This window comes from Streptomyces sp. NPDC050439, from assembly GCF_040655335.1.
In the GTDB taxonomy this organism is placed as follows: Bacteria; Actinomycetota; Actinomycetes; order Streptomycetales; family Streptomycetaceae; genus Streptomyces.
The window spans coordinates 223,421-249,343 of sequence record NZ_JBFAJT010000003.1 but is presented as its reverse complement, the minus strand read 5'-3'; the positions used below and the strand labels follow the sequence as shown (position 1 = coordinate 249,343).

The following is a 25,923-nucleotide window of genomic DNA, read 5'->3' as shown; positions in this document are numbered from 1 at the left end:
GCTCCAACGGCCGGTCGACAGTCTGCACCCGACCACTGACAACACGTCACCGTTCGCCTTCTGGCCTGCGCAGATGAAGCTCGGCCCAGACTGTTTTACCTGGGCCTCCGTTGCGGGGTGCGGAGTCCCATTTGGAGGACAGGGCGGCCACGAGGAGGAGCCCGCGGCCGGACTCGGATTCGGGGTCTGGGATCTCGTCCGGGTCAATGGGGGAGGTGAGCGGCCGATCCGTTCGGGTGTCCGTGACTTCGATGCGGAGAGTGTCCTCGGTCTTGGTGAGACGGAGATGGAAGTCGCGGCCGGGGACGTGGCCGTGGCGGACGGCGTTCGCGGTGAGCTCTGCGGTGATGAGGGTGACGGCCTCGTTGGCGGGTGAGGTGTAGGGGTGGCCCCATTCGTTCAGGCGGTGAGAGGTGAGACGGCGGGCTAGTCGTGCGCCGCGTGGGGTTGAGGTGAACTGCATCGCGAACTCGTGTGCGGGCGCCGTGCGTTGTGGCATATGCCCTTGTGGGGGAGTTGCTGGCTTCATGGGGGCAACGGTCGCGGTGTGTGCGTAGCTTTGAACAGGCGTGATGCGTTGACCGGTGCCGGTTGTACGCGGTCGGTGGGTGGTTGTACGCGGGGTGCGGCGTGACCTGTTTCGGGTGCGGTTGGTTGATCGCGGGGCGGTGCGTAAGTAGCGGGAGGAGCCGGGCGCGTGGAAGAGCAGAACCAGGCGGAGGGCGAGGGCGAGGGTGAGTACGAGTCCGGGGCGGGGATTCTGCATGTCTTCGGGCGGCAGCTGAAGCTGTGCCGGGAGCGGGCGGGGCTTGATCGGGCGGAGTTGGGGGCTCGGACGGGGTACTCGGCGTCGACGATCGCGTCTTTTGAGCAGGGGAGACGGATTGCGCCGCCGAGGTTCATCGATCGGGCGGATGAAGTGCTGGATGCAGGCCGGGTATTGAGGGCGGGCAAGGAGGAGGTGGGGCGGGCGCAGTATCCGGCGTTCTTTCAGGATGCCGCTCGGTTGGAGGCGACGGCGGTTGAGCTGCATGCCCTGGCGACGAAGGCGGTACCTGGGTTGCTCCAGACGCCGGAGTACGCCGAGGCAGTCTTTGCGATGTGGCGGCCGCTGCTCGACGAGGACGTTGTCCGTCAGCGCGTTGAGTCGCGCATGGCACGCCAGGAGATCTTCGCGCGTAAGCCATTGCCCACAATCAGCTTCGTCATCGAAGAAGCTGTGTTGCGTCGGCCGCTTGGCGGGCGGACAGTGTGGCGTGGGCAGTTGGAGCAGACTCTGTTGCACGGGCATCGGCACAACGTCGAAATTCAGGTGATGCCGATCGAGCGACAGGAGCACGCCGGGTTGGAAGGCCCTTTCACCTTGATCGAGACCAAGGATGGGCAGAGGATCGCATACGTGGAGTCGTACAAGAGCAGCCGCCTCTTCTCAGACCGGGCGTCCGTCCGAGAGATCGCAGAACAGTATGGGATCGTTCGCGCGCAGGCTCTGACTCCGCAGGAATCGATGGCCCTCGTAGAGAAGTTGCTGGGAGAGAGATGAACCTCGAAGGACCTGAGCAGGCTGTTCCCGCGTTGGCCTGGTTCACGAGCAGCTACAGCACGGGACAAGGGGGCGAGTGCGTCGAGGTCGCGTCCTGGACGGGCATGACGCATGTTCGCGACTCGAAGGACAAGGCGGGGCCCATAGTGAGCCTCACGTCGACTACCTGGACCGAGTTCGTTGGTTTTGCCGCCACGCACACCATGTAAGACGAGTGCGACTTCTGCACGAGTGCCCCATGACGGTCCACGATCGGTCATGGGGCACTCGTGTGCCTATCGCTGCAGTTCGGCGGCGATGGGCAGGTCTGCCCGCGAGCGTTCGTCTGGAGTCTGCCGGACGCACAGGCTGGCGTCAGGCATCGGTCGGCTCCGGGACCGAGGCGGAGGCAGGCGCAGGAGGGGACCAGCGGCCAGCCGCGATCTCGGCGTCCAAGCGGGACTGGAAGTGTGCGTGGGCGGCACGCATTTCGGCTTCTCGGTCGGCTTTGTAGAAGGGGGCCTGGTAGCCGGCAGGGGGCGGGGTGCGCTCCGGGTCTTCCAAGTGGTCCAGCAGGTCGAGGTAGTCCTGCTTGGTCTGGCCGTGGCCGTAGGTGTTGAAGTCGGCGGCGATCTTGCGGCCGTTGGCGTCGAAGTAGGTCGCCGACTCGTAGTCGTACAGCTGCGGGAAGCGGGACTTGAAAATCGCGACGAGCTGGTCGGCGGTGATGCCGAGCCATACGGAGGCGAGAGCGTCGAGTTCGACTTGCGCTGCGCGGCGCTCGTGTTCGGTGCGAAGCGGAGTGGGGTAATCCCACGTGGACTTGAGGGAGGCGGCGAGGGGTTTCAGGTTAGGCCAGTTGGGGTTGGCCCAGTCCTCGTAACCTGCCCACTGAGGGTCGAACAGCTCCGCCCACAGGGGGGCGTAGTGAGTAGTGAGGGCATTCAGGCGCAGGGTACGTAGGAGGAGGGAGGGGGCGAGAGGGTGATCCGGGGCGGCGGCAGGCATCTTTCGTGCACCAGAGACATCGATGTGGCCGCGTCCTGTGATGCGGAGTAGGTAGTCAAGGGGCAATGTTGCCCAGAAGCCTGCTTGCAGGGCAGTGAGCCGGTTGCTTTCCAAAGCCATCGTCCGCACAGCGTTGACGTGAGCTGGCCCTGGTGGGAGAAGAGCGGCTTGCAGACTGCGGCTGTTGTTGAAAGGGATCATCTCTCGCCATGCAAGGCGGAAGTGTGACGTGGTTGGTTTTCCACGCCAGGAGTCTTGCGCTGCCAAGTACGTCAATTCGTCGGTGGCCCGCACGTAGTTGGTCACGGGGACGTAGGTGGCGGGCAGCTCCGTCAGCTTGAGCGAGCCCCAGTCTCTGTTGCTCTGACAAGGTACTCTAGGCTCTTTTGAAAAGGGAAGCGCCGAGGCGAAGTGCGGCCCCTGCAAAATGACATCGGCGAGCTCGGGTACAGTCTGATTGCCCCAGCGAATCAGCCCGGCTTTCTTGGCGCCGCCTTCGTGGTATCCGCTTGAGATCAAAGGGTGGTAATCGGCAACGCTTTCACGATGTGCAGCCAGCGCCTCAATCGCCCCCTGCTCGCTGACGAGGACCGGATACAGAAGTGGAGTCTGAGTCGCTTCACCCGCCGCGCTTGACAGGGCATGCCAACTGGTCAGTAGTGCAGTGTTCACGTGCACCACACGTTCGCGGTGCGGCCGAATGTCCCACGAGCCATTGTGTTTGATGCCGGGGGTAGGGTTTCGTCCGTCATGGGTCAGCGATTCGGGCACGACTTCGGCACCGCGGAGTTCGCTGAGATGCAGGAAGTCGGGATTCTGCGACGTGCCGTAAATGTGCATCCCGAACTGCTGGGCACGATCTAGATCTTCGAACGCCCAGTTCGCCGAGTTGACAAAGTGCGCGTGGACACGGAGGTGCCGGTACGTGGAGCCCCGGATCGAACCCTCGCGGACACCGTCGAAATGCGTATCTGGGTGGATCAGACCTGCGCTGCCGTGAGGCGCGATGTGCTGCCATACCTGCGCCATGAAGGCCCGGTACATGTCGCCTTGGGTACCGACAATCAGCGGATAAACTGCCGCGCTCCCCAGTACGGCGACCGCTCCAGAGTGATCGGCCAGCTCGCTCAGGAGGAAGTCCTTACTGTTCGCAGAGTCGTCTAGTACTTCCTCCTTACGGAGCCGCCATTCCTCTGCACTTGGCTTCTCCGCTAGCGCAAACCAAGGCTGCAACTCGGCGAGAATCACATCCTCCTGCCACCGAGGCCGCACCCAAGGCGGATTCCCCACCTGCAAATCAAAACCACCCCGCGCGGCAAACACCTGCGCGAACTCCAACTCCCAGTGAAAGAACCCCTGCTCCCCAGCGATCTCCGTAGCCACAGCCGTCCACGGGAACCGGCTCTCCAGCCAGTACGAGCGATCCATGCCCATCCAGTCGGGCAGCTCGTCCTCGTAGCGCTCAAGATCATCGAGATTGTCGAAGGACCCAACGAGGAACTCCTCCGAGACACTGTGCGTACCCAGCAGCGCTTCGGCGAAGTCGAGCCAGTCACCTAGGTCAGCTAGCGGGATCACATCGCGGCGCTGTCCGGCGAAAGCCTTCTCCTCCTTGCGGGAACCCTTCCGGCGCTTGTCGATGTCGGCCCGAGTGACCTCCCGGACCGTGACGTTGCCGAGGAGGTCGACCTCCTCGTACGTACGGATCACCTCGGCAGCGTCCGGCGCACCCCCAACCTCCCCGCCGCCCAGCGCAGAACCCCGCGCCGCCGCATCCTCAGCCCGCGGATAGATCCCGTCCGAGCCGTCGAGAAGCCCCGCTTCCTGCACCGGCCAGAACCACAACGCACACCACGCGTCCATGACCTTCTTCAGGCGCCAGTACGGCGTATCCACGGCCTCCAGATCCGCCAGGACCTTCTCCCGCTGCACCGCCACCTCAGGCGCGCGCAACCAGCCGTCCTCCGCGCCCCACACCTCGATCCGCCGCGAGATGTCCCGCTCAGAGATCTCCAGACGCCGAGTGACAAGCCCCCACAGGTACTCGGCCCGCCGAGCCAGCCCCTGCAACCGTTCCGTCTGCCGCTTCGACGGCGACTTCGTGATCGCCTTCCGCCACGCGGCCAGCGCCTTCGCCTCCTCCGGCGCCAGCGCCTTCGCCTCCTTCTCGGCGGCGACCGCGCCCCACTCCTTCGCGGGAAGGAGGAAGTGATGCACCGCCCCAGCAGGCAGGCCACCAGGCGCCTCAGTCAGCGGGAAGCGTTCCGGCGTGCAGCCCAGCCAGCCACCCTTCTTCAGCCGCTCCTCCGCATAGATTTCCCGCCGTCCCCCAATAAGCGAGTTACCCCTGCGCAAATGCAGCCCGAACCACGGCGCCTCCATCCCCGGATGCATCGTGTTCAGCCACAGCGAGACCTCCGCCAGCTCCACGGCCGTCGAATTCAGGTCCACGCCGTAGGAGTTGTGGAGCGCGATGTACGCCTTCGCGCGCTGCAACTCGATCGCGTAGCGTTCCGTGTCGATCGCGACGCCCAGCTCGTCCTGCCGTCGCCGCAGATACTCCACCGCCACCTGGTTGATGGCCTCGTTCAGGAATGCACCCGACCCCAGCGCCGGTTCACAGATCTTCCAGTCCAGCATTTCCCGCGCCGGAGTCACCACCCCGTCCTGGTCCAAGCGATGCTGCAACGCCAGCTGCACCGTCACCTTCGTCAGAGACTCCGGCGTGTAGTACGACGCCGACGTCTGACGGTCGCGCCCCGACAGGCGGTACACGAACGACCCCGGCCGGTACCGGACCCGTACCTCCTCGCCGGTCTCCTCGTCCTTGCGCCGCACGAAGACAGAGTCCGCGTACTCGTCCGCCTTCGATGCCGGGACCAGCCATGAGCCGTCCTTGGAGTCGCCGCCCTTCGCGACCTCGTACAGCTCCTCGCTCGCCACGAAGCCCGAGTACGACATCAACCCCTCGTACACCGCACCCAGTTGGTTGATCCCGAGCTGTGCGTACGAGATGAAGCCGCCGCGCTCGCCCCGCTTGCCTCGCGTCAGCATCAGCAGGCGCAAGACCCGGTACAGCGTGGCATTGCGCAACCGGGTGTCCACGTAACGAGCGAAGCCGGTCTCGTCCTCATCGAAGCGCGGATCCCGGACCGACTCCTTGCCGATCAGCTTGATCGACTCCGGCTCGAAGAGCTTGGAGTGAAGGGGCTCGAAGCGCAGGCCGATGTCCTCGGAGACCTTCCCGCCAGCGCCGGCGGATTGGTCCACCGCCGCCTCCCCATGCGTACGCCTCGCCCGGTACCCCTCCTGCACCTTCCGGAACAGCAGGTCGAGCGACTCGTACAGGTAAAAGCCCTCCCGCGCCTTCTCCCCGACCAAGTCCCTCTCCGCCACCAGCTCCCCGAGCCGTCCGAGCCCGTAACCTTGGTGGTACTCCGGGTAGTCCGACGGCACGATGCCCAGTTCCGGGCGCGCCTCCGCGTACAGCAGGAACAGGATCCGGTACAGGTAGCGAAGGGATTCGCGCGTCAACTCCCTGGACAGCTCCGGGAGTTCCTTCACGTCCTCCGGGCGGACCCCCGCACCCCGCATCCGCTCCAGGATCTCGTTCGCGATCAGTTCCACCGACGTGCGCAGGCCGTCCCGCAGCTCCGACGACACTCCCACCGCGTGCTTCGTGGACTTGTCGACGAGGCCTGAGAGTGGGTTCTCGCCGCCCTCCTCCGGCGTACGCAAGGAATCCGCGCCGAACAGGGCCGCCACGGTGTCCAGCTCGCCGCCCGCGCGGGCATCGTTGCGCTCCAGCGCCGCGTCCAGTGAGGCCGCCAGGTAGCGGCCCTCGCCCCACACCGCCCGGTCGGCCAGCACGACCACGCCGCCCACCAGCAGCAGGACGTAGCGCGGCGCCTCTTCGCATGCGAACAGGAACGAGGCCAGCTTCGAGCCCGTCGTGATCTCCGCGGAGCCTTCCAGCGGCAGGCGGTGCAGCAGGCGGCCCGCCCCGTCCGGCTCCAGTGCCGCGTCCGGTTCCGCCGCCCAGCCGCAGTCCAGGGCCACCAGGCCCGGCTCCGCGTGCGCGACCCGCACCTCGTAGGTGTGGTCCGCGCGCTCCACGGTCAACGTCTGCGGTTTGGCGTCGTAGCCCAGCGCGCGCAGCAGTGATGCGTTGAGCTCTGCTGCCTGCTCCCGCCATGTGGGGGAGTCGTACGTCGTGGCATCGGCGTCAGCCTGTGCCGTCGCCGCTTCGGCGAAAGAGGAGCGCGCCTTGAAGTAGGTGCGGCGCAGTTCGCGCAGCCCGATGCGCGGGGTCGTAGGCAGGGCCTCGGCGCCGACCGCGTCGGACGGGGCGTCCGCGGAATCGGCGTCCTTCGCCGCGTCCTCCCGCTCCTTCCATGTCGCGAGCAGGCCCGACTTGAGGTCCTTGGGGAAGACCTCGGCCAGGTAGTGCGCGGAGAAGTATTCGCCGCGGTTGACGAGGGAGTCATACGTCATGGCTGAAAGAACCTCGTGGGATCAGGCGGCGGAGTCGAGGACGGCGAGTACCCGGAGCATGGGGCGGCCGGTGGTGAGGAGCGAGTCGGCCAGGTCCGAGAGCTTGGACTTGGTGTTCTCGCCCGCCAGCGTCGGCTGTTCCCAGTTGCCCAGGCGCAGCTTGTAGTCCTCGATCGGTTTGTGCAGCGCCTCGTCCCAGTCGGCACTGTGGCGGCGCAGGAAATCCTCCGCTGCCTCCAGGGCCCCGGGAATGCCGGCACCGAGCAAGTCGAGGTCGTGAGCGTGGAGAGGGTTGGCCATCTTGGGGCCGACGCCCGCACTGCGCAGTATGCCGACCATGTCGTCGGTCACCTCACCCGCTCGCACCGCCATCCACTTCACCACCGTCGGGCGGCCGAGAGCATTCGAGAAGATGCCTTGGACGAGGTAGACGGGGGCTTCCACGTCCGCCGTGATGACCGGCGCCTCCTGGCGGCCCAGGCGTACCAGGACCTTGTCCGTCAGCCATTCCACGACCGGATGGAGGTCGGTGAGGAGCGAGATCTCCGGCCAGCTGGACGAGGACGATTCGCGGGCTCGCGTGAGGGAGAGGTTCGCCAGCTTGCGGTTCAGGGTCACCAGCAGCCGCTCGTTCAGGCGCTGTTCGCGTCGGTAGTCCGGAGGGAGCGCCTTCATGCGGTGGGCCAGGTCGGTCGGCGGCTTGAAGGAGATCAGGCCGGTCTCCGGGTCCTGGTCCAGATCCAGTTGCTTCTGCGCGTCGGGGAAGACTTCGCGTACCGCCTCGTCGATGAACTCGCGCGTGCCCGTGAACAGGCGCGGCACGTCCGCGGGGGCGGGCGCCGCATCGCCGTCCACCTCCTTGGGGTCATCTCCCACCGCACCGAAGAGGTCTGCCAGGAAGTCAGTGCCGGAGTCCTCTGCCGCTGCGGCCTGGGCTGTGGAATCCAGGGACTCGTCGACCGTGCGGCCGCGCAGCAGGTCCTGGACGAGGGACTTCTCCTCCGCCTCCGCCCGGTACAGGCCCGAGACTGCCTCGGCCGTACCCATGCTGCGGTGGGCCTCGTCCTCGCGTTCCAGGAGGCGTTCGGCGACCGTGCGGTCGTCCTTCGCGTCCTCGACCCCGCTCGTCAGGATCAGCGCTCGGAACTGCGGCTTGTGCGCCTGGCCGTAGCGGTCGATGCGGCCGTTGCGCTGCTCGATGCGGATCAGGGACCACGGCACGTCGTAGTGGATGAGCTGGTGGCACTGGCGGTGAAGGTTGACGCCCTCGGAGGCCACATCGCCCGTGAACAGGATGCGTACGGGGGTGTCCGCGAGGCCGAAGTCCTCCACGCACTGCATCTGCTGCTCGTCGGAGAGGCCGCCGTGCATGACGCGCGCCGCCTCGCGCAGGGCCTTGCCCTTGAATCCGAGAGCAGCCGGGACAGCCGACCGCAGCCACTCAAGGGTCTGGACACGCTCGGAGAACACGACCACCCGCTGCTCGCTGCGCGGCCCCACACCGATGGCCTTCAACTGCTCCACCAGCGCGGTGAATTTGGCCGAGTCCGCGTCGGGAAAGTCCGCCGTTAGCTCCGCCAGGCGGTGCAGCGCGGTGAGCTCCGCCGCCGTCGCGGCCGGGTCGTCCTTCTTCTCCAGGGTCTTGATGCGGGTGGCCACCGTGGACCGCAGCGCCGCGGGCGACGAGAGGAAAGACTTCAGCAGCGTGTACGGGAAGAGCGGCACGGCACTCACCGACGTGCCCTCCGCCGGCATCCACACCTGTGCCAGCTCCTCGAAGATCTGCTCCTCTGCCGGGGTCGCCGGACAGTGCACCGACTCGCTCGGGCCCCGGTCGGCCCACTGGCCCTTCATCTGCTCCCGGACCTCGGGGCTCACCTTCGTACGGCGCATGAAGAGATGCTTGATGTCGTCTGCCTCGTAGTGCTCCGGATCACGGATCGCGGCCGGGTCGAGGAGCGAGATCAGCTCGGCGAAGGAGCGGGCATCTCCGTTGTGTGGAGTTGCCGAGGCCAGGATGAGGGCGTCGGTCTGCGGGGCGAGGACGCGGGCGAGCTGGTTGCGGAGCGATCCGCGGTTGATGAGGTTGTGGGACTCGTCGATGACGACCGCGTCCCACTTAATGTGTTCCAGGTGATGCTTGTACTGGTCGGTGTTCTTGAGTGTGTCGATGGAGACGATGACGCGCTTGAAGTACGTGAACGGGTTCCGGCCCGCCGGAATCTCTCGCTGCACCTTCTCGATGCCCGCGGAGTCGAGTCGGATCAGCGGAATCGCGAAACGTGTCCAAAGCTCGTGCTGAAACTGTTCAAGGACGTGCTGCGGTGTCACGACCAGGATGCGTTCGCCGCGACCCCTGCGGATCAACTCGGCGAGTGTCAGGCCGATTTCCAGGGTCTTGCCGAGACCGACCACATCCGCGATCAGCATGCGGGGACGCAGATTTTTGCCGGAGAGCGCGAGCTGCGCCGGGCGGTGCTGGTAGGGGAGCGAGTCCAGCAGAAAACTGTCCGCCAAGGCCAGGCCGCGCTCCGACTGGGGAAGTGGGGTCTTGCGCAGGACCGCTTCGAGGAACAGACGACTGCGGCGGAAGTTGGGGGAGTCGTCTGCGGTCAGCTTGGTCCGGCGTGGATCCAGCAGTTGCACGTCGTCGAGTTCCGTGAAGAACACGGCCTCCTGATCACGCACGAACTCCGAGACGCCGACCACATCGATGCGATCGCCGTCATGGTCGGTGCCTGTCACATTCCGTACGAGCCACTCCTCGTCACGGACCTCGATCTGCGATCCCGGCGGGTATTTGGCATCCTGCGGCTCGCTGTCCTGCGGAGCGTCCTGAGCTACGCCGGCCTGGTCGACGGTCACGTGCCGTGCCTCCTGCTGATGCTGGTGAATCTCATGTGGTGCTTGTGGCGCCTGTCCGCAAGGGACTTGGCGGCTGGATCCGGAGTCAGAACTTCGCGCCCTGAGCGTAGGCCTCACGAAGCTGCTGGGCGACGCGCCTGGCTTGTGCTGAGTTGCGCAGAGGCCCGGGGCCGGTGCGTGCCCGGCCGCGGCGGGCGGGCGGTGGTGTGCCCGGAGCGGCGATGGGGCGGGTTGGAGGCTGTGCGCGGACGGTGGGGTCCGGCTCGGTTTTCACCGTGGGGGTGTACTCAGCCGGAGCTGAGTCTTCCTGAGCGAGCGGGACCGTGACAGCGGTTGGTGTGGCCGGTGAGGTCAGCGTCTCGGTGGGCAGGTCCGCGAACGCGGCCGCGGAAGCGGGGACAGGCGGCAGGGGCGGAGCGACGGGGGCGTCCTGCTGAGCAGTGGCCATGGTGTGCGCCGTGAGGCGGCGCCTGGCCTGCGCGACCTTGAGACCCTGCGCTTCGATCACGGCACGGCACTGCTGGACGATCTCGCGCAGCGAGGGGCGAGCCAACGGGTCGTACGCGAGCATCGCCGAAAGAAGTGGGACCAGATCGGCTGGGGCCCCGCCCAAGTCGGGTGCCTGGTCCGCCTTGGTGATCAAGTGGAAGAGCGCGTGGATGTTGTCGGCCTGGAAGGGATAGTGACCCGTCGCCGAGTGGAGAAGAACAGCTCCGAGTGCGTATGCGTCGACCGCCGACGTCAGCGGCTTGACTCCGTTTGCCTGCTCGGGAGCCATGCAGGCGGGTGTACCCAGGACCGTGTTCGGAGCGGTGAGCGATGCGCTGGACTCGGTGAACACCGCGAGCCCGAAGTCGATGATCTTCGGACCGTTGGGGCCCAGCAGGATGTTGGCGGGCTTGAGGTCCCGGTGGAGCAGCCCCTGCTTGTGGACCCCGGCGAGCGCCTCGGCGAGCGTGGCACCGAGCGATGCGACCAGAACACCGGGTAGCGGGCCGTGGGTGCCCACGTGTTTGCGCAGGTCAGGGCCATCGACATACTCCGTGGCCAGCCAGGGCTGCTCGGCCTCGGGATCCGCGTCCATGAATGCTGCGATGCGCGGGCCCCAGATCGTCTTCAAGACCTCGATCTCCTGGGCGAAACGCAGGCGCGTCTCCGAATCGACCACCGAAGGCTTGATGACCTTGACGGCCGCGGGTTCACCGCCTTGGGACTCACCGAGATAAACTTGTCCCATGCCGCCGTGGCCGATGCGCCCGAGCAGTTCGAAATCACCGAGCTCGGTCGGATCCTCGGGGCTCAGCGGCGCCGCATTCACTTGAGTCGTCCCTTCGCGCTGGCCAGCCGGTATATGCCAGCCGTAACGGTAGTCGAACGGACGGTGGTGCGTACCCGGTCCTGAGCGACCGGCAAATCCGGAGGTGACCGGTGACTTCAGGGCATGCAGTTCAAGCCTTTCAACCTGGCGGAAAACGCCGTCTCTGCCGTGTCGCGGGCGGACTGCTGTTACAAGCGTGGTAGAGGGCCACCTGTGCGAAGGGTGGCCCTGAGTTCACTGCGATTGCCACGGGGGTACGGCCGATGCACACCACACCGATGAGCGGCAGTCCCGGCCCGGGCGCAGACGTCCCGCTCGAGCGGCTGCGGTCCTCGCTGAGCGGATGGCGGGACGCGTTGCTGGACATGGGCGGGCGGAACAGGCTGCTGAACTTCCGTCACACCCGGACGGCGACGCTGGAGATCCAGTCACCGCAGGCCGCTGCCGTCCTCGCTGGTCTGGGACGAGGCTGGGACTTCGCGCCGGTCGAGGATGCCGAAGAGGACACGGATTCCGGAGAGGGCGTCGAACTGGCGAAGGCGGTGCCCGCGGGGCGGGCTGCCGGACTGGTCACGCACAAGACCACGCAGACCCAGCTCGACACCGCCTTGTACCGGCTGCGCACGCAGTCCCGCCAGGCGTTCAACGACTACGGCTTGTGGGTGCTGTGGTTGGGCGTTGGGATGCTCGACTGGAAGGAAGGGGACGTCCAGGAGGGCACCAGTGCCGCCCCGCTCGTCCTTGTCCCCGTCGAGCTGGATCGTGACGGCCAGGGGCGGGCGAGCCTGCGTGCGGCCCAGGACCAGGAGTCGATGCACAACCCGGCGCTCGCCGTCCGGCTGGCCCGGGCGGGAGTCGACGACTGGGAGGCGGTGACAGAGGCCGACGCCGACGACCTGCCCGCGGTGCTCGCCACGGCTCGCCGTGTCGCCGCCTCGCAAGACGGCTGGGCCGTGACCGAACGGGTCGTGCTCGGACTGTTCCACTCCCACAAGGAGGCCATGTACCAAGACCTCCAGCAGAACGAGGAACGCATTCTGGAGCATCCGCTGATCCGGGCCGTCGCCCTCGGCCCGGACTCGGGGCTGCCCGACGATCTGATCGGCTTCGATCCACCCGAGCTGGAACGGATCGACGAGCTCCAGCTGCCGGAGAACACACCACTTGTCCTGGACGCCGATGCGTCGCAGCGGCAGTGCATCGCCGCAGCCCTCGACGGCCGGTCGTTCGTGATGAGCGGCCCGCCCGGCACGGGCAAGAGCCAGACCATCACGAACATGATCGCCGCCTTGATGCACGCGGGTCGCAGCGTTCTCTTCGTCAGCGAGAAGGCCGCTGCCCTGGACGTCGTACGCAACCGGCTGCGGGATGTAGGCCTCGACGACTTCGTGCTCGCTCTCCACAGCGGTGACACGACGAAGAAGGCGGTCGCCACCGAACTGTGCCGCGTGCTGACCACGAAGATCCGAGCCTCGGGAGCAGCCGCGCACGAGCTCGACCGCGCACAGCAACTGCGCGAAGAGCTGTCCGCGTACGCGGCCGCTATGAACGAGGCGCGCGAGCCGATTGAGCGGACGCTGCACAATGTCCTGGGACGCCTGGTGCTGTTCGATCAGCAAGACACGCCACAACTGGCACTTCGATACGGCAGTACAGAGCGCATCCGCACCATCGGCGCCGGCGCGCTGCAGGAACTGATCGTCGCGGCCGGGGCAGTCAGCCGGGCATGGCGGCCCGCTGCCGAGGGGGATGCCTTCGCCTGGCGGGGGTTGGTGGAGGGGGAGGCCCCGCTCGTCGTCCTCGCCGAGGCGGCCGACGCGCTGGCCGGTCTGCGGGCTGCGGCCGAACGGCGGCCGTTCGCGGCCACCGGCCCGGATCTCCACACGGCCCATGACGTCGGACAAGCCGTACGTGCGCTTCGCACCGGCCTGCCGAACCGGGCCACGGCGGCGTCCACCGACGCGCTGCCTGACGATCCCTCGGCTCTGCTCGCACAGCTCGCGGACAGCCTTGGCGTGACGAAACCGCAGGGTGCTGAAGAGGCCTTTGACCTTGCTGAGTTGGCGGACCTCGCAGAGGTCGGCCACCGGCCGCCGATGCAATGGTTCGAGCCTGCCGCGCTGCGCAGGGCGCGAGACGCGGCGGATGAACTGCGCCGTACGGTGGCGGAAGAGACCGCCGCTCGAACGGCCGCCGAGGATGTCTTCGGCGAGCAAGTGCTGGCAGCACATGGTCTGTCAAGCCTTGTTGAACGGTTCGCCACCCAGCACAAGGGGTTGATGGCGCGATTCTCCGCGCAGTTCAAGGCGGACAGGGAAGAAGTCGCGGGACTCACTCACGGCGGCGCGTGGGACAAGGCGTACGCCGCTCGGCTCGGTCAGGCGCTCGCGTGGCAGCAGGCCGTGGCCGAGACAACCCGGCTCGCGGACGCGAGCAGCGGGCTGCTCGGCCGCTACACGCCCCGTCGGGAGAGCGACTTCGAGCCGCTCGACGCCGCGCTGGCCGTCGCAGGGCGCATCGGCGAACTCGCCGGCCTAACCGGACAGCGTGACCTGCTCGCCGCGCAGCTCGCGGACGGAACCGTTGCGAACCCCTTGACCGGACTTCAGGCACGGACTGCCCGCACCGCCCTCGCCGACTGGTGTGACATCACCGAGCGGCGAGCGGAGCAGTGGGAACAGGCCGCTGCCCGGCTGCTCGCGCTCTTCGACGACGTACGCCGGATGCATCTGTACCCAGAGGTGATGGGAACGCTGGAGCAGGCCCAGCGCGCAGTGTCCGTCCTGCAGGCGGATCCGCACGGGCCGGAGGAATGGCGCGCCTACAGCGACGGGCTCGACGTGCTGAACCGGTACGGGGCCGGAGAGCTCGCACAGCGCTGCGCGGAGCGCGGCGTGGATGCCGCCCAACTGCCCGCCGTGGTCGAACGCGCCCTCCTCCAGGCGTGGGCAGACGCCACTCTCGCCGCTGATCCGCGGCTGCGCGTCACCCGCTCCGCCGACCTGGACGCGAGGCTCCACGACTTCCGCGAGGCCGATCAGCGGCTGGTCGCCGCGGCGCACGGCGCTGTGATCGAGGCGTGCAACCGCCGCAGGCCGCGCAGCTTCGGCGGCGGCGCCGCCGCGGTGATCACCAGGCAGGCCGAACTGAAGATCCGGCACATGCCCGTACGGGAACTGCTCGGACGCACGCGGGAAGTAGTGCCCGCGATCAAGCCGTGCTTCATGATGAGCCCGCTGACTGTCAGCCAGTTTCTGCCCTCTGACTACCAGTTCGACGTGGTCATCTTCGATGAGGCGTCGCAGGTGCGGCCCAGCGACGCGGCGAACTCCATCTACCGTGGACGTTCCCTGATCGTCGCCGGTGACGAGAACCAGCTGCCGCCCACCTCGTTCTTCGACGCGTCCGTGGGCGACGAATCGGACGAGTACGACGAGGACGTACCCGATTCCTTCGAGTCTCTGCTCCACGCCTGCAAGGCAGGAGCCATGCGGGTTCTGCCGCTGCGCTGGCACTACCGCAGCCGTCACGAAGACCTCATCACCTTCAGCAACCGCTCGTTCTATCGCAATTCGATGGTCACTTTCCCTGGCGCCCGGGACCACGGAAACGATGTCGGAGTCACCTTCTTCAAAGCGGACGGTGTCTATGACCGAGGTGGTCGCAGGGACAACGTCGTTGAAGCGGAACTGGTGGCGAGCCGCGTCATCCACCATTTCGACACGCGGCCCGGCAGCAGCCTCGGCGTGGTGGCCCTTTCGCAGGCTCAGGCCTCAGCGATCGACCAGGCCGTGCAGCAGGCCAGGATTGCCAGGCCCGACCTCGATCGCTGGTTCACCGAGGAAGACCGACTCAACGGCTTCTTCATCAAGAACCTCGAATCGGTGCAGGGCGATGAACGTGACGTAATGATCATGTCGGTGGGCTACGGCCCCGACGATCACGGCAGGGTCGGGCGGGCCTTCGGCCCCATCAACAGGGAGGGCGGCTGGCGACGCCTCAACGTAGCGGTGACCAGAGCCCGTTACCGCATGGAGGTGGTGGCTTCCTTCCGCGGTGGCCAGCTTGAAGACAGCCAGAACGAGAGCGTTCAGCACCTCAAGCGCTACCTCGAATACGCGGAGAACGGCGTGGCCGTGCTCGCGCAGGATGTCGTGCAGGACCAGACGGTGGAGACGGAGAGCCCCTTCGAAGAATCCGTGCTGAATGTGCTGGAACGCTGGGGCCATGCGGTGCAGCCACAAGTGGGTGTTGCCGGCTACCGCATCGATCTCGGTCTCAAGCATCCCGAAGCTCCAGGATCGTACGCACTCGGCATTGAATGCGACGGCGCCATGTACCACTCCTCACGAGTGGCCCGGGACCGCGACCGGCTGCGTCAGCAGGTCCTCGAAGGGCTCGGCTGGCGGCTTCACCGGATCTGGGGCACGGACTGGTATCGGGACCGCGTGGCGGCTGAAGCCCGGCTCAGAGAGGCCGTGGAACAGGCATTGGCAGAGGAGCCGCCGGGCGTGTTGCAAGGAACGGGCGCGTCCGGAGAGGACGACGCGCAACCCTCGGGCGCTGTCGTCCACCCAGCGGCGGAAGGGCCGCAGGTAGTCCCCGAACCGGTGCGGGTGGCTGTTGATCTCGAACCCGACAGGCCGTGGAGCGCTCCATATGAGACGACCGAGCTCTTCGTGGGGTCCGCTGCCGAGCTGCATACACCGGAGGCACGCCGTGCACTGCGGCATGCACTGATGCAGATCATCGAGAAGGAAGGGCCTCTGCACGAGGACCTGTTGGTGCAGCGGACGCGTGAGGCATGGGGTGTGACCAAGGCCGGGCCTCGGATCAGGGCCAACATCGCGCAGGTCCTTGGCGCGCTTGTGAGGCAGGGACAAGTGGAGCGGGACGAGGCCTTCGTTCAGGTGGCTGGATATGCGGGTGAGCTGGCGCGTCGCCCTGTCCCGGGCTGCGCCCGCAAAGTAGCCCTCATTCCTCCAGCGGAACGTCAGCTGGTGCTTGCCGAACTCGCCGCGGAGTGCCCTGGGATGTCGGGAGAAGAGCTGCTCAAGCAGGTGTGCGAGTTCTTCGGATGGAAGCGACTGGGCTCGGACATCAAGGTCGCGCTCGAGTCCGACTTGGCATCTCTCTTCGGGCAAGGACGGCTGAGCGGGACACGGGATCGGATTGTTGCCTGTGCGGGGTGAGGTCGGAGCGGCAGCGGGCGGAGACGGGGGAGCGCTTCAAGATGCGTGTGCAGTTGTCCGGCGACGAGCGTGGGGGAAGAATGCAAGCGCCTCTTGCGGGTGATCCTGACTGGATCGGACCCTTTCTCATACTTGGCCGACTTGGCGCCGGCGGTATGGGCACCGTCTACCTCGCCAAGTCACCCGGCGGCCGTCGCGTCGCAGTCAAGACAATCCACGCCGAGCACGCAGTGGATCCCACCTTCCGGGAACGCTTTCGCCGTGAGGTCGACGCGGCTCGCCGGGTCAGCGGTTTCTGGACGGCGCCTGTGGTAGACGCTGACGTCGACGCGCCCATGCCGTGGGTCGCCACCGCGTACGTAGATGCCCCCAATCTCAACGAGTACGTTCGGCGACACGGTCCCCCGACCGGATCTGCGCTGCATCTGCTCGCGGCAGGTTTGGGGGAAGCCCTGGATGCAATCCACCAGACAGGGTTGGTCCATCGCGACCTCAAACCGGCGAATATCCTGATCACCGACGATGGACCCCGGATCATCGACTTCGGTATCGCCAGAGTGGAATACAACAACGTCACCCTCACTGCACATGGTGGCATAATCGGCACGCCCGGATACATGTCTCCGGAGCAAGCTCAGGGCGAGACCGCAACCTCTGCCAGCGATGTCTTCTCCCTCGGTGCCGTGCTCTACTATGCGGCCACCGGCCAGGATCCGTTCGGATGTGGCAACGTTCCTGCACTCCTTTACCGGGTGGTTCACGATGAACCTGACTTCTCGACCTTCCCCACGGAACTGCTGCTGGCCGTCTTTGGCTGCCTCTCGAAAGACCCGGCCGAGCGGCCCACTGCCATAAACGTTCTGTATTTGCTGGACAACCCCGTCACTGCAGCAGACGATGGCGCGCCTACAGGACGAACCTCGCCTGACAGCGAGGTCGGACCGTGGTGGGAGCAGCCCACGCGCACCGCACGGAACCTCTCGCCGCCACCTCCGACCCGACCTCCGAACGCGGCGTCATCACCGGATGTCAATGCCTGGTGGTCAGCGGGACCTGACGAGCTTGCGCCCATTGAGCCCGCGCCGGACAGCGCATCCGAATTTCCAGTGGGTATGCGAGCTGTCGAGCAATACCGTGCCGAAAGGAACGCCTCTGTACCGAGGTACGGACCCCTCGGAGTCAGTTTCGACGGCTTGGACGTGGGCGACGTCGTTGAGCACACCAAGTTTGGCGTTGGTACTGTGCTTGACGTGCAGGGCGACGGGCAGAATGTGCAGGTCACCGTGTCCTTCGGGCCGCGAAGGCGCGTCAAGAGGCTACTGGTTCGCTACGCACCCATGCGGAAGATCGAAGCCTGGTAGGCGCAGACCGACTGCAGACAGCACTACGTCTTGAGACGTTTGCAGCCCCGAACCGTTCTGGCCATTGCTGCGCTCAGGGCTGCGAGTCCACAGAGATACGTCGCTGCTCGTCGCGACGGCGATCGTCTCTCCGGACGGGGAGAAGCCGAAGGCCCGGAGTTCCGAGTAGGTGGAGTGGAAGATGTGCCACCACCTCTCTCCGTGGGGTCCTGAGTGGGGGAGTCCGCCGTCGGTCGAGAGGAGCACGCGATGGTGGGGCCAGGCCGGGGTGACGGCCTCCAGGGTCCACCCGTCCCTGGTCGTGGTGTGCAGCCCGCCGCCGAACAGCCCGGCGATGTGTACGCGCGTGCCTGCGATCGGTCCCAACCCCGGGCAGGTCAGGTCGGCGACGACGTCGGAGGCGCTGTCATCGGGATCGGAATCGGGGTCGGGGTCGCGATCCCTGGCGATCTTCTCCCCGGTGACGGCATCGAGGAGCCCATGACCGTCTCCGGAGACAACCATCACCAGGTCACGGCCACTGTCGGGATGCGAAGCGAAGCCGATCCCGAGAAGCCCGCCGACAGGCCGGCCGTACTCGCTCTCGTAGACAGGCCGCCAGGGTGCCGGCGCGGTCACCGCGGGGGCGGCGAGAAGCCGCTCGCGCAGGGTGCGCTGGTACGCGGAAAGGCCCGGTTCCGGAATGCTCTCCTCCACCGGGTTCGCCTTCCTGTGCTTGTCGGTCATTGCTTCATGATCCCGCTCCTTCGGCTGCGGGCGCGCAGCGGGGGAGCGCACCCGGAACCTACGAAAGCAGGAGATCCCGATGGCGCAGAGCCAGCCGGAGCAGCCCCGCGGCGGGAGGCGACATGTTGTTCGCGGCGAGGTCGTCGACGGACGTGGCGTCGAGGGGCAGCCCGGTGATGGTGCCGTTGACGCGTGTGCCGCCGATCACCAGACCTTCTTCGTTGCGCTCGACCGCCTCGGCGAAGATCGTGTCGAAAGTGTCCGCTTCGAAGACGGCCACGGTGAGAATGCATACGGCGAGGTTCAGGGGTTCCAGGGCCATTCCCAGGCACCACACACGTAAAGAGCCATCGGCCAAAGCGGTGTTGAAGGAGCTGTAAGGGGGCTGCTCGTAATCCACCTCTGTGCCCAGGCCCCCTTTGGCCTCCGGCGCGCCGAGCAATTCCTCGTTGTATTCGCGCATGATGGTGCGCCACAGGTCCAGGTCCCGGCGGTGGGCGAGAGGCGAGAACGACGCGGGCTGAACCATGCCGGCAGGGATCGGGCCGTAAATACCCTCGCCCGTCGCGACCTGCCCGGCTTCTCTGAGAAGAAGGAAGAACCTGCCTTGGCCGTCGGGCGTCCGGCGCAGGGTCAGCGTGGCGACGGAGGGAAGTACGACGCGTTCCCCGAGAAGCAGCGGATCGGCGGCCAGCAATTTGCGCATGGGCACGTTCCGCCAGCGCGGCTTCTCTTGCGGATTCCGGCGCGTGGCCGCGGCCAATTCGTGGGCCACGGCTTCGTTCTGGTCGATGAGGTCGAAGTACTGTCCGGTGCCGAATGTAAGACGAGGTCTTGCCGGATCAGACCAGTCGGCGCTCGCGAGACGAAAGGACGGGCGGTCCTCGAAGAGGGCCGGTCGCGCCAGGTCCCCCATTGCCGAGGAATAGCGTTCGTAGCGATGCGCTCGCGACTCCTTCGGCAGGCAGAGTTGTGCCGTGCGCAGCAAAGGCAGGTTGAGGGGTGGTGGCGTGTCCTGCCACTCCATCGCCACCGCCGACAGCGGCACAGGAGTCGGCGGGCGCATGGTTTCCTCCCACAGCAGCGAGGTGCCACCGATCCGCTCCAAGGAGGGGCGGGCGAGCATGTGCATCTCGGCGGCCAACTCGCAGAGCGGGACGAAGCGTTGACGCAGGTCTGCGCGCTCCTTGACGAAGGATGCGTGGGACTGCTCGACGGCGGCACGATCTAGCGCTCGCCACGCGTAGTACATCCCGCCGGTGGCGGTCAGTGCGCCCAATATTCCCAGCCACAGTTCCATGTCCTCACCTTCGGCTCGGCAACCCGCGGATTTCGTCACCCAGCTCTGGTACGGCGATTTCATGGCCTCGGCTGAAGCTCTTGACCGTTGCGTGGCTCTCGCGCTTCGGGACGCGCGAGGCGTAGCAGGTCTCCGTCTGCCTGCATTGGGGGCAGAACGTATACGTGACGAAGGGGGAGAGGGGTACTCGGCCTTCCGGCGCGAGCAGGTAGAACGCGTCGCCGGCCACGGGCTCGTCCCACTCATACGTCTGGCGTTCGAAGACAGGGTGGTCGCCGGTCGCGTTCCGCGCCACGACGTGGAAGTTCCTCGTTCTCTGCCGGTAGTCACACGACGCGATGCACAGCCAGGGAATTTCTTCCAGAAACTGGGCTGCCCGAAGGGCGTGTTCCAGGATTTCTCTGCACTCGGCCACGCGCAGGGCGGACTCGGGCTGGCTGAGCGGCTTGTCGCCGTGGGCGGTGCGATTACGTTCCGTTTTCAGGGCCCTGAGATCGTCGACCATGCCTGCCACGCCTGAGGCGAATCGCACGGGCAGCAGGTGCGGGTGTTCCGTGGCCTCGTCGCAGACCCGCTGGAGACCGACTGTCCACGTGCCGAACATGGCGCCCCGTCCGACGTAGGCGTTCCTCAGCTCGGACAAGACGCCAGACCCTGCGTCCCTGCCCGTTCGGTGCAGCAGCGCGGCCGCCGTGACGCATGCGGTGAGGGCGAGGTTCTCGGCGGCGTCGAGCATCGCTTCGTACTGGTCCTTGGGGGTGTCCGCCTGCTGGAACGCGCGGACGGAGCGGGCGACCGGGTGCGGCAGGGTCTGCCTTGCGCGCGTCAGTACCCGGGACGTGTCCACCGGGTCGGAGCTGCCCCCTCGCGGAGCCGATACGAACGTGGGAGCGGGGTAGGGCTGCGCTCGGGTGTCCCTCTCGACGGGCTGCACGGGCTCCGCGGGCTCCGCGGGAGGTGGCATTCCCTGGACCGGTAGCGGTGCGAAGGCGTGGTTCGGATGCACGTTCGTGAATGCGTCGTGCGTACGCCATCTTCTGCGCCTGATCCAAAGCCGAATCCACGCCGGTAATACGCCGAACAGGGCGGTGAGCGTGATGGTGGCCAGCAATGTGTCCAGCCATGCGGGCATGCCACGCGGTTCGTCGCTCGTTCCGATGGCGAAAGCCGTCATCACCACCATGAAGGCAGTCGTCCAAGCCGCCCAGTCCCGGTACAGCGGGGCGTCGTAGAGCCTGAGCACCGTGTTGCGTCGCCTCACCGGCGGCAAGGGGGGAGGTGACGGTGGCGTGGGTCCGGTGCCGCTGTTCATGTATGCAATGGTGCCGGGGGATATGACGGACAACTAGGCTCTGGTGCGCTCTAGTTGAGACTGCGCGGGCAATGCGTGTTTACGGTTGATCACAAGCCCAGGCCGATGTCGTTCGGCGGCGCCCATCCGTCCATGCACGCCCCATGACGACACAGGAGCACGGTGAGTCCGTTTAGTTCGCGCGTAGCTCGCCCGTGCGTGCGCGACCGCCTATCTGCGCCATGTCCTGAGCGGCGCCCACGCCGACGGGGCGGCGGACGCCGACCACCGCGCCGCCCGCTGGGCCCTGCGGCGCGAGGCCTACCGGACGCTGGCCGAGGCCCGCGCCGCGATCGACCTGGCGGCCACCCTCGAACGCCTCGTCGACACCACGACCGCCTGCGCGGTGCACGTCGACGACACGGGACACCTGCCGCGGCGGCACGCGGAGCGCATCGACGCGCTGCTCGCGGAACTGGAGCTCACCGCGGTGGCGTGACCCCCGAGCGCCGGACCCACGGCACCCACGGGCCGGGCAGTTATCAGAAGTCCACCCGCACCCGGTCGTCGAGTCGTGCCACGGAATCCTGCGCGTACTCCTTCACGTAGTCTTCACGGATCTCCTCGATCAGACCGTCACGCTGGTGCGCCTGCGACGTCGGATACAGCAGGATCAGCTCGTACGAGCGCTCACGCTCGATCTTGCCGTTCGAGTCCCGCCACTGGCCGCGGCCGTCCTGCACCGTGAGCCCGTCGGGGAACGACGGCGTCACCTCGTCGTCGATGAACCTCATGAACTGCTTGTCGGTCACATCGGGTCCGCCGTCGGGGCGCTCGGTCCCGAAGAGGAGGCGCGTCTCGGTGTATGCGTCTCCCCGGGAGATCTGCGCCGTGGTGGTCGTGCGGGGCGAACGCGTGTCCGTGGCGGTGTCGAACGACGCGTACGCGGCCGGCGCGCCGACCGCCAGGACCGTGGCGGCGGCCGCCGTCACGGCGAGACGGGTGCGGGAGATGCGGGAGAGGGTGCGGGGCATGGCGGCTGATCCCTTTCGGCGGGGGCAGATCAGGGTCTACAGGCGTATGGATCTCTGCGTACGTTGATCCATAACGGGCGCAGACGGTAGCCGACACGCCACGCTCCGCGCCCCCTCCCGTACGGCCGTACGGCTGGATATCTCTCCCCGCACGTAAGTCGCCGTCTTCCCATACGACACTCAACCCCCATACGTTGCCGGGTACTTGACGGGAGCTGCGGAGGGGACGGACAGCGGGCATGAGTGCACGTACCGGGATAGGCGCCACGACACGCACCAGGACAGGCCTCGCCATGGCCGTCGCGGCAGCAGCCGTACTGGCGTTCGGAACCGCGGGGTCGGCGAGCGGCACCGCCGGCTCGGCCGCCGCCGACCCCGCCCCGCAGTCGCCGTACGCGTCCACCACCGGCGTCGGCGTCCACAACGCCTACGAGAAGGCGAAGTACCCGTACTTCGCGGACGCGCTCGACTCCGGCGCGGGCATGCTCGAACTCGACGTGTGGACCAACGTGTTCGGCAGCGGCTGGCGGGTCTCGCACAGCAACCCGGTCGGCAACGACAACAACTGCGAGAACGCCGCGAGTCCGGCCGAATTGCGCACCAAGGCCCGCAACCAGAGCCTCGCCGGGTGCCTCACGGACATGCGGAGCTGGCACGACGCCCACCCCGGCCACCGGCCCATCCTCCTCAAGGTGGAGCTGAAGGACGGCTTCCAGGGGAGGAACGGACGCGGGCCCGCCGCCCTCGACACCCTCCTGAAGAGCAAGCTGGGCGACGCCGTCTACCGCCCCGGCCAGCTCATCGGAGGGCACGCCACCCTCGACGACGCCGTACGCAGCGACGGCTGGCCCTCGCGCAGTGCCCTCGCGGGCAAGTTCATCGTCGAGCTGATCCCCGGCACCGTCGAACAGGGCAACCCGGCGGACACCCTGTGGACCGACCGCGAGTACGCCACCCATCTGCGCGACCTCAAGGCCGCCGGGCGCCTGGACGATGCCGCCGCCTTCCCCGCCGTGCTCGGCGCCGAGGCGGGCGACCCGCGCGGGCGGTACGCGGACGCGGCGATCCGGCCCTGGTTCGTGCTGTTCGACGGCGACGCGTCGAAGTACGCGGGGGGCACCATCGACACCAAGTGGTACGCCGACCGGCGCTATCTGGTCGTCATGTCCGACGCCCACAACGTCGCCCCGGCCATCGACGCCGTGCACCCGACCGAGACGCAGGCCCGTGACCGCGTCGCCCTGCTCGCGCGCGGCAACGCCAGCATCGTCTCGTCGGACTGGTACCCGCTGCCGGGCGTCCTCTCGACAGTGCTCCCGCGCGGCTAGCGTTCGATCCGTACCCAGACCGGGGCGTGGTCCGAGCCCGTCGCGTCCCGGCGCTCCGCCGGGTCCCCGTCCTCCACCGACGGCAGCGCGGTCGCCGTCGGGCCCGGCACGCCCGTGCCCGCGGCCTTGACCAGGTTCAGGAAGCCGCGGCTCACCAGGACGTGGTCGATCAGCTCGCGGCGGCCCGCGTGGATGCGCGAGCAGCGCTGCTCGGGCGGGATGAGCGGGGCCACGTTCCACAGCCGGTGCGCGTCGCCTTTGTCCGCCCTGTCGAACCCGGGGGTGCCGATCTCGGAGCCGGGCGGGCCGAGCAGGATCTGGGTCGTCGCCGCGGCCACCTCGTCGTTCAGGTCTCCGAGCACGACGACGTCGTGCCGGCGGCCGTCGCCCTTCAGGAGGCGGTCGGACAGCGAGCGCACCAGCGTGGCCTCCGCCGCACGCCGGTAGAGCGCGTACGCCCCGAAGCGGGCCCGCTCGCCCTCGTCCCGCGGCTGGAACCGGCCGTTGCCGTAGGACAGGAGCTTCGACTTCAGGTGGCAGACGGCCACGTCGAAGAAGAAGGCGCGCGTCGTCACCGTCACCGCCAGGACCCCGCGGCCCGCCCGCGTCACCGGCCTGCCCGCGTCGCCGGACTGCACCGGGCGCAGCGGTTCGGGGAAGCGGACCTCGTCGGCCACGACGAACACCGGCAGCGTGCTGAGGAAGCCGACGCGGGTGCCGCGCTCGTCCGCGTGCTCCGAGAGCGTGGTGTGCCAGGTGCCCTCCAGCATCCCGGCCAGATCCGACAGGGCCTCGGGGTCGCCGACCTCCTGCACGCCGAGCACGCTCGGGTTCAGCGCCATGATCGTCGCCGCGAGCGAGGCCAGTTTCGCCTCGTACGCGGCCTTGTCCTTGGGCCCGAACTTTCCGCCGGGCCGGTAGAGGTTCTCCAGGTTCCAGGTGCCGACGAGCATGGCGGGCTCCAACTGTTCGTCGTGGTCGGCGGGTTGACGTCAGCGTGCCCGCGAAACCGGTGACGCGACAGGGCACGGGATGCGCACTCCCCGTACCTTGAAGAGATGACGCCGCCTTCCGCGCACGGCCCCGCCGATCTCGTCATCACGGGCTGCACGGCCCTCGTCCACGACACGGAGGGCCGGATCGGATTCCTCGACGACGCCGCAGTCGTCGTACGCGGCGGTCGCATCGAAGCCGTCACCACCACCCCCGACGTCACCGGACTCAAGGCCGCCGAACGCATCGACGCCCGTGGCCAGGCGGCCCTGCCGGGGCTGATCAACTGCCATACGCACACGCCGATGGTGGCGCTGCGCGGCCTCGCCGAGGATCTGCCGGCGCACGAGTGGTTCAACGACTGGATCTGGCCCATCGAGTCCAACCTGACCGAGCGGGTCGTCGGGCTCGGCGCGCGGCTCGCCTGCGCCGAGATGATCAGGGGCGGCGTGACGACCTTCGCCGACCACTACTTCGCGATGGACACCGTCGCCGACGTCGTGGCGGAGAGCGGTCTGCGCGCCAACCTCGGCGCGGCCTACTTCTCTTCTCAAGGGCCCGAGGGGCGCGCCGCTTCCCTGGAGTTCGCGCTGCGGCAGCGCGGCGCCGCGGGCGGCCGCATCACCACCTCGCTCGCCCCGCACGCCCCGTACACCGTCGACGACGCGGACCTCGCCGCCACCGCGGAACTCGCCCGCGAGCACGGCCTCATGGTCCATCTGCACGCCGCCGAGAACCGCGCCCAGACCGACAACAGCCTGGAGCGCCACGGCCGCACCCCCATCGAGATCCTGCACAGCACCGGACTGCTCGACGTCGATGTCCTCATCGCCCACGGGACCGGCATCCTCGACCGCGACCTGCCCGTCCTCGGGCAGGGCACGGGACGTATCGCCGTGGCGTCCGCGCCCCGCGGTTACCTGAAGTTCGGCTGGGACACCACGCCCGTGCGCGCCCTGAGCGACATCGGCATCCCCGTCGGGCTCGCCACGGACGGCGCAGCGTCGAACAACACCCTGGACGTCTGGGAGTCCATGACGCTGACCGCCCTCGTCCAGAAGTCCACGCGGCGCGACCCGGCCTGGCTGACCGCGCGCCAGGCGCTCGGTCACGCCACGGTGCAGAGCGCGCGGGCCGTCGGCCTGGGCGATGAGATCGGCAGTCTCGCGCCGGGCCGCCGCGCCGACATCGTCCTCGTCGACCTCGCGGGACCGCACACCCAGCCCGTGCACGACCTCGCGGCCACGCTCGTGCACAGCGCCCGCTCGTCGGACGTCACCACGACGATCGTCGACGGTCGGATCCTGATGCGCGACCGGCGGCTCCTGACCGTCGACGTGCCCGAGACCGTACGGGAGATGGCCGCCGAACTGCCCGCCCTGATCGACCGCAGCCACGGCAAACGTATCCAGGATTACGAGGGCTGAAGAATTCCCCGAAGTTTCTCCGCCGCGACCGATGAGTTCCGATGACCGCGCGGGTCACCCCTCG

The 25,923-nt window shown here is 67.5% G+C and carries 15 protein-coding genes and 1 pseudogene; 7 read left to right on the top strand and 9 right to left on the bottom strand.

All coding sequences use genetic code 11. The features are described from left to right. Window positions 1–46: 46 nt before the first annotated feature. A complete protein-coding gene (locus AB0I66_RS14220) occupies window positions 47–463 on the bottom strand; it encodes an ATP-binding protein (protein ID WP_363208115.1) in 417 nt (138 codons plus the stop codon). Window positions 464–697: 234 nt separating this feature from the next. Between AB0I66_RS14220 and AB0I66_RS14215 the strand changes: the two genes are divergently transcribed. Both AB0I66_RS14215 and AB0I66_RS14210 read left to right on the top strand, forming a co-directional pair. Further along, complete coding sequence (locus tag AB0I66_RS14215) at window positions 698–1,543, top strand: helix-turn-helix transcriptional regulator (RefSeq protein ID WP_363208114.1); 846 nt, start codon at window positions 698–700, stop codon at window positions 1,541–1,543. After that, complete coding sequence (locus AB0I66_RS14210) at window positions 1,540–1,752, top strand: DUF397 domain-containing protein (protein ID WP_363208113.1); 213 nt, start codon at window positions 1,540–1,542, stop codon at window positions 1,750–1,752. The genes AB0I66_RS14215 and AB0I66_RS14210 overlap by 4 nt, the downstream gene beginning before the upstream one ends. A 145-nt stretch (window positions 1,753–1,897) precedes the next feature. On the opposite strand, the gene AB0I66_RS14205 is transcribed toward AB0I66_RS14210, so the two are convergent. The 3 genes from AB0I66_RS14205 to AB0I66_RS14195 all read right to left on the bottom strand — a co-directional run bounded on the left by AB0I66_RS14205 (window position 1,898) and on the right by AB0I66_RS14195 (window position 11,207). After that, window positions 1,898–7,024 (bottom strand): class I SAM-dependent DNA methyltransferase, encoded by a 5,127-nt coding sequence (locus tag AB0I66_RS14205; protein WP_363208112.1) that lies wholly within the window; start codon window positions 7,022–7,024, stop codon window positions 1,898–1,900. Window positions 7,025–7,045: 21 nt separating this feature from the next. Continuing rightward, complete coding sequence (locus AB0I66_RS14200) at window positions 7,046–9,889, bottom strand: DEAD/DEAH box helicase (RefSeq protein ID WP_363208111.1); 2,844 nt, start codon at window positions 9,887–9,889, stop codon at window positions 7,046–7,048. Window positions 9,890–9,974: 85 nt separating this feature from the next. Beyond that, window positions 9,975–11,207, bottom strand: a complete 1,233-nt coding sequence (locus AB0I66_RS14195) for a protein kinase (protein ID WP_363208110.1) — start codon at window positions 11,205–11,207, stop codon at window positions 9,975–9,977. Between the two features lie 263 nt (window positions 11,208–11,470). Between AB0I66_RS14195 and AB0I66_RS14190 the strand changes: the two genes are divergently transcribed. Together AB0I66_RS14190 and AB0I66_RS14185 are read left to right on the top strand one after the other, a co-directional pair. Further along, window positions 11,471–16,399, top strand: a complete 4,929-nt coding sequence (locus AB0I66_RS14190; protein WP_363208109.1) for a DUF3320 domain-containing protein — start codon at window positions 11,471–11,473, stop codon at window positions 16,397–16,399. Window positions 16,400–16,440: 41 nt separating this feature from the next. Further along, the gene (locus AB0I66_RS14185) at window positions 16,441–17,760 is read left to right on the top strand and encodes a serine/threonine-protein kinase (RefSeq protein WP_363208108.1); all 1,320 of its coding nucleotides are present in this window, start codon (window positions 16,441–16,443) and stop codon (window positions 17,758–17,760) included. Here the strand turns inward: AB0I66_RS14185 and AB0I66_RS14180 are convergent. The 3 genes from AB0I66_RS14180 to AB0I66_RS14170 are packed head-to-tail and all read right to left on the bottom strand — an operon-like array spanning window position 17,716 to window position 21,098. Then, the gene (locus AB0I66_RS14180) at window positions 17,716–18,486 is read right to left on the bottom strand and encodes a hypothetical protein (protein WP_363208107.1); all 771 of its coding nucleotides are present in this window, start codon (window positions 18,484–18,486) and stop codon (window positions 17,716–17,718) included. The two genes, AB0I66_RS14185 and AB0I66_RS14180, sit on opposite strands and share 45 nt — an antisense overlap. Before the next feature lie 58 nt (window positions 18,487–18,544). Further along, a complete protein-coding gene (locus AB0I66_RS14175; RefSeq protein ID WP_363208106.1) occupies window positions 18,545–19,786 on the bottom strand; it encodes a transcriptional regulator in 1,242 nt (413 codons plus the stop codon). 4 nt (window positions 19,787–19,790) lie between these two features. After that, on the bottom strand, window positions 19,791–21,098 hold the full coding sequence (locus AB0I66_RS14170) for a hypothetical protein (protein ID WP_363208105.1): 1,308 nt from the start codon (window positions 21,096–21,098) through the stop codon (window positions 19,791–19,793). A 175-nt stretch (window positions 21,099–21,273) separates the two neighbouring features. Between AB0I66_RS14170 and AB0I66_RS14165 the strand changes: the two are divergent. Further along, window positions 21,274–21,576 (top strand): annotated as a pseudogene (locus tag AB0I66_RS14165) (FUSC family protein); the annotation flags it as partial. A 43-nt stretch (window positions 21,577–21,619) separates the two neighbouring features. On the opposite strand, the gene AB0I66_RS14160 reads toward AB0I66_RS14165, so the two are convergent. Next, window positions 21,620–22,111, bottom strand: coding sequence for a DUF3574 domain-containing protein (locus tag AB0I66_RS14160; RefSeq protein ID WP_363208104.1), 492 nt, complete (start codon window positions 22,109–22,111; stop codon window positions 21,620–21,622). A 239-nt stretch (window positions 22,112–22,350) separates the two neighbouring features. Here AB0I66_RS14160 and AB0I66_RS14155 point away from each other — a divergent pair, with 239 nt between their 5' ends. Then, on the top strand, window positions 22,351–23,439 hold the full coding sequence (locus AB0I66_RS14155; RefSeq protein WP_363208103.1) for a phosphatidylinositol-specific phospholipase C domain-containing protein: 1,089 nt from the start codon (window positions 22,351–22,353) through the stop codon (window positions 23,437–23,439). On the opposite strand, the gene AB0I66_RS14150 is transcribed toward AB0I66_RS14155, so the two are convergent. Continuing rightward, on the bottom strand, window positions 23,436–24,392 hold the full coding sequence (locus AB0I66_RS14150) for an endonuclease/exonuclease/phosphatase family protein (protein WP_363208102.1): 957 nt from the start codon (window positions 24,390–24,392) through the stop codon (window positions 23,436–23,438). The two genes, AB0I66_RS14155 and AB0I66_RS14150, sit on opposite strands and share 4 nt — an antisense overlap. 105 nt (window positions 24,393–24,497) lie before the next feature. Here AB0I66_RS14150 and AB0I66_RS14145 point away from each other — a divergent pair, with 105 nt between their 5' ends. After that, window positions 24,498–25,859 carry an amidohydrolase gene (locus AB0I66_RS14145; RefSeq protein WP_363208101.1) on the top strand — a complete coding sequence of 454 codons (1,362 nt, stop codon included), beginning with the start codon at window positions 24,498–24,500 and terminating at the stop codon, window positions 25,857–25,859. Window positions 25,860–25,923: the final 64 nt, after the last annotated feature.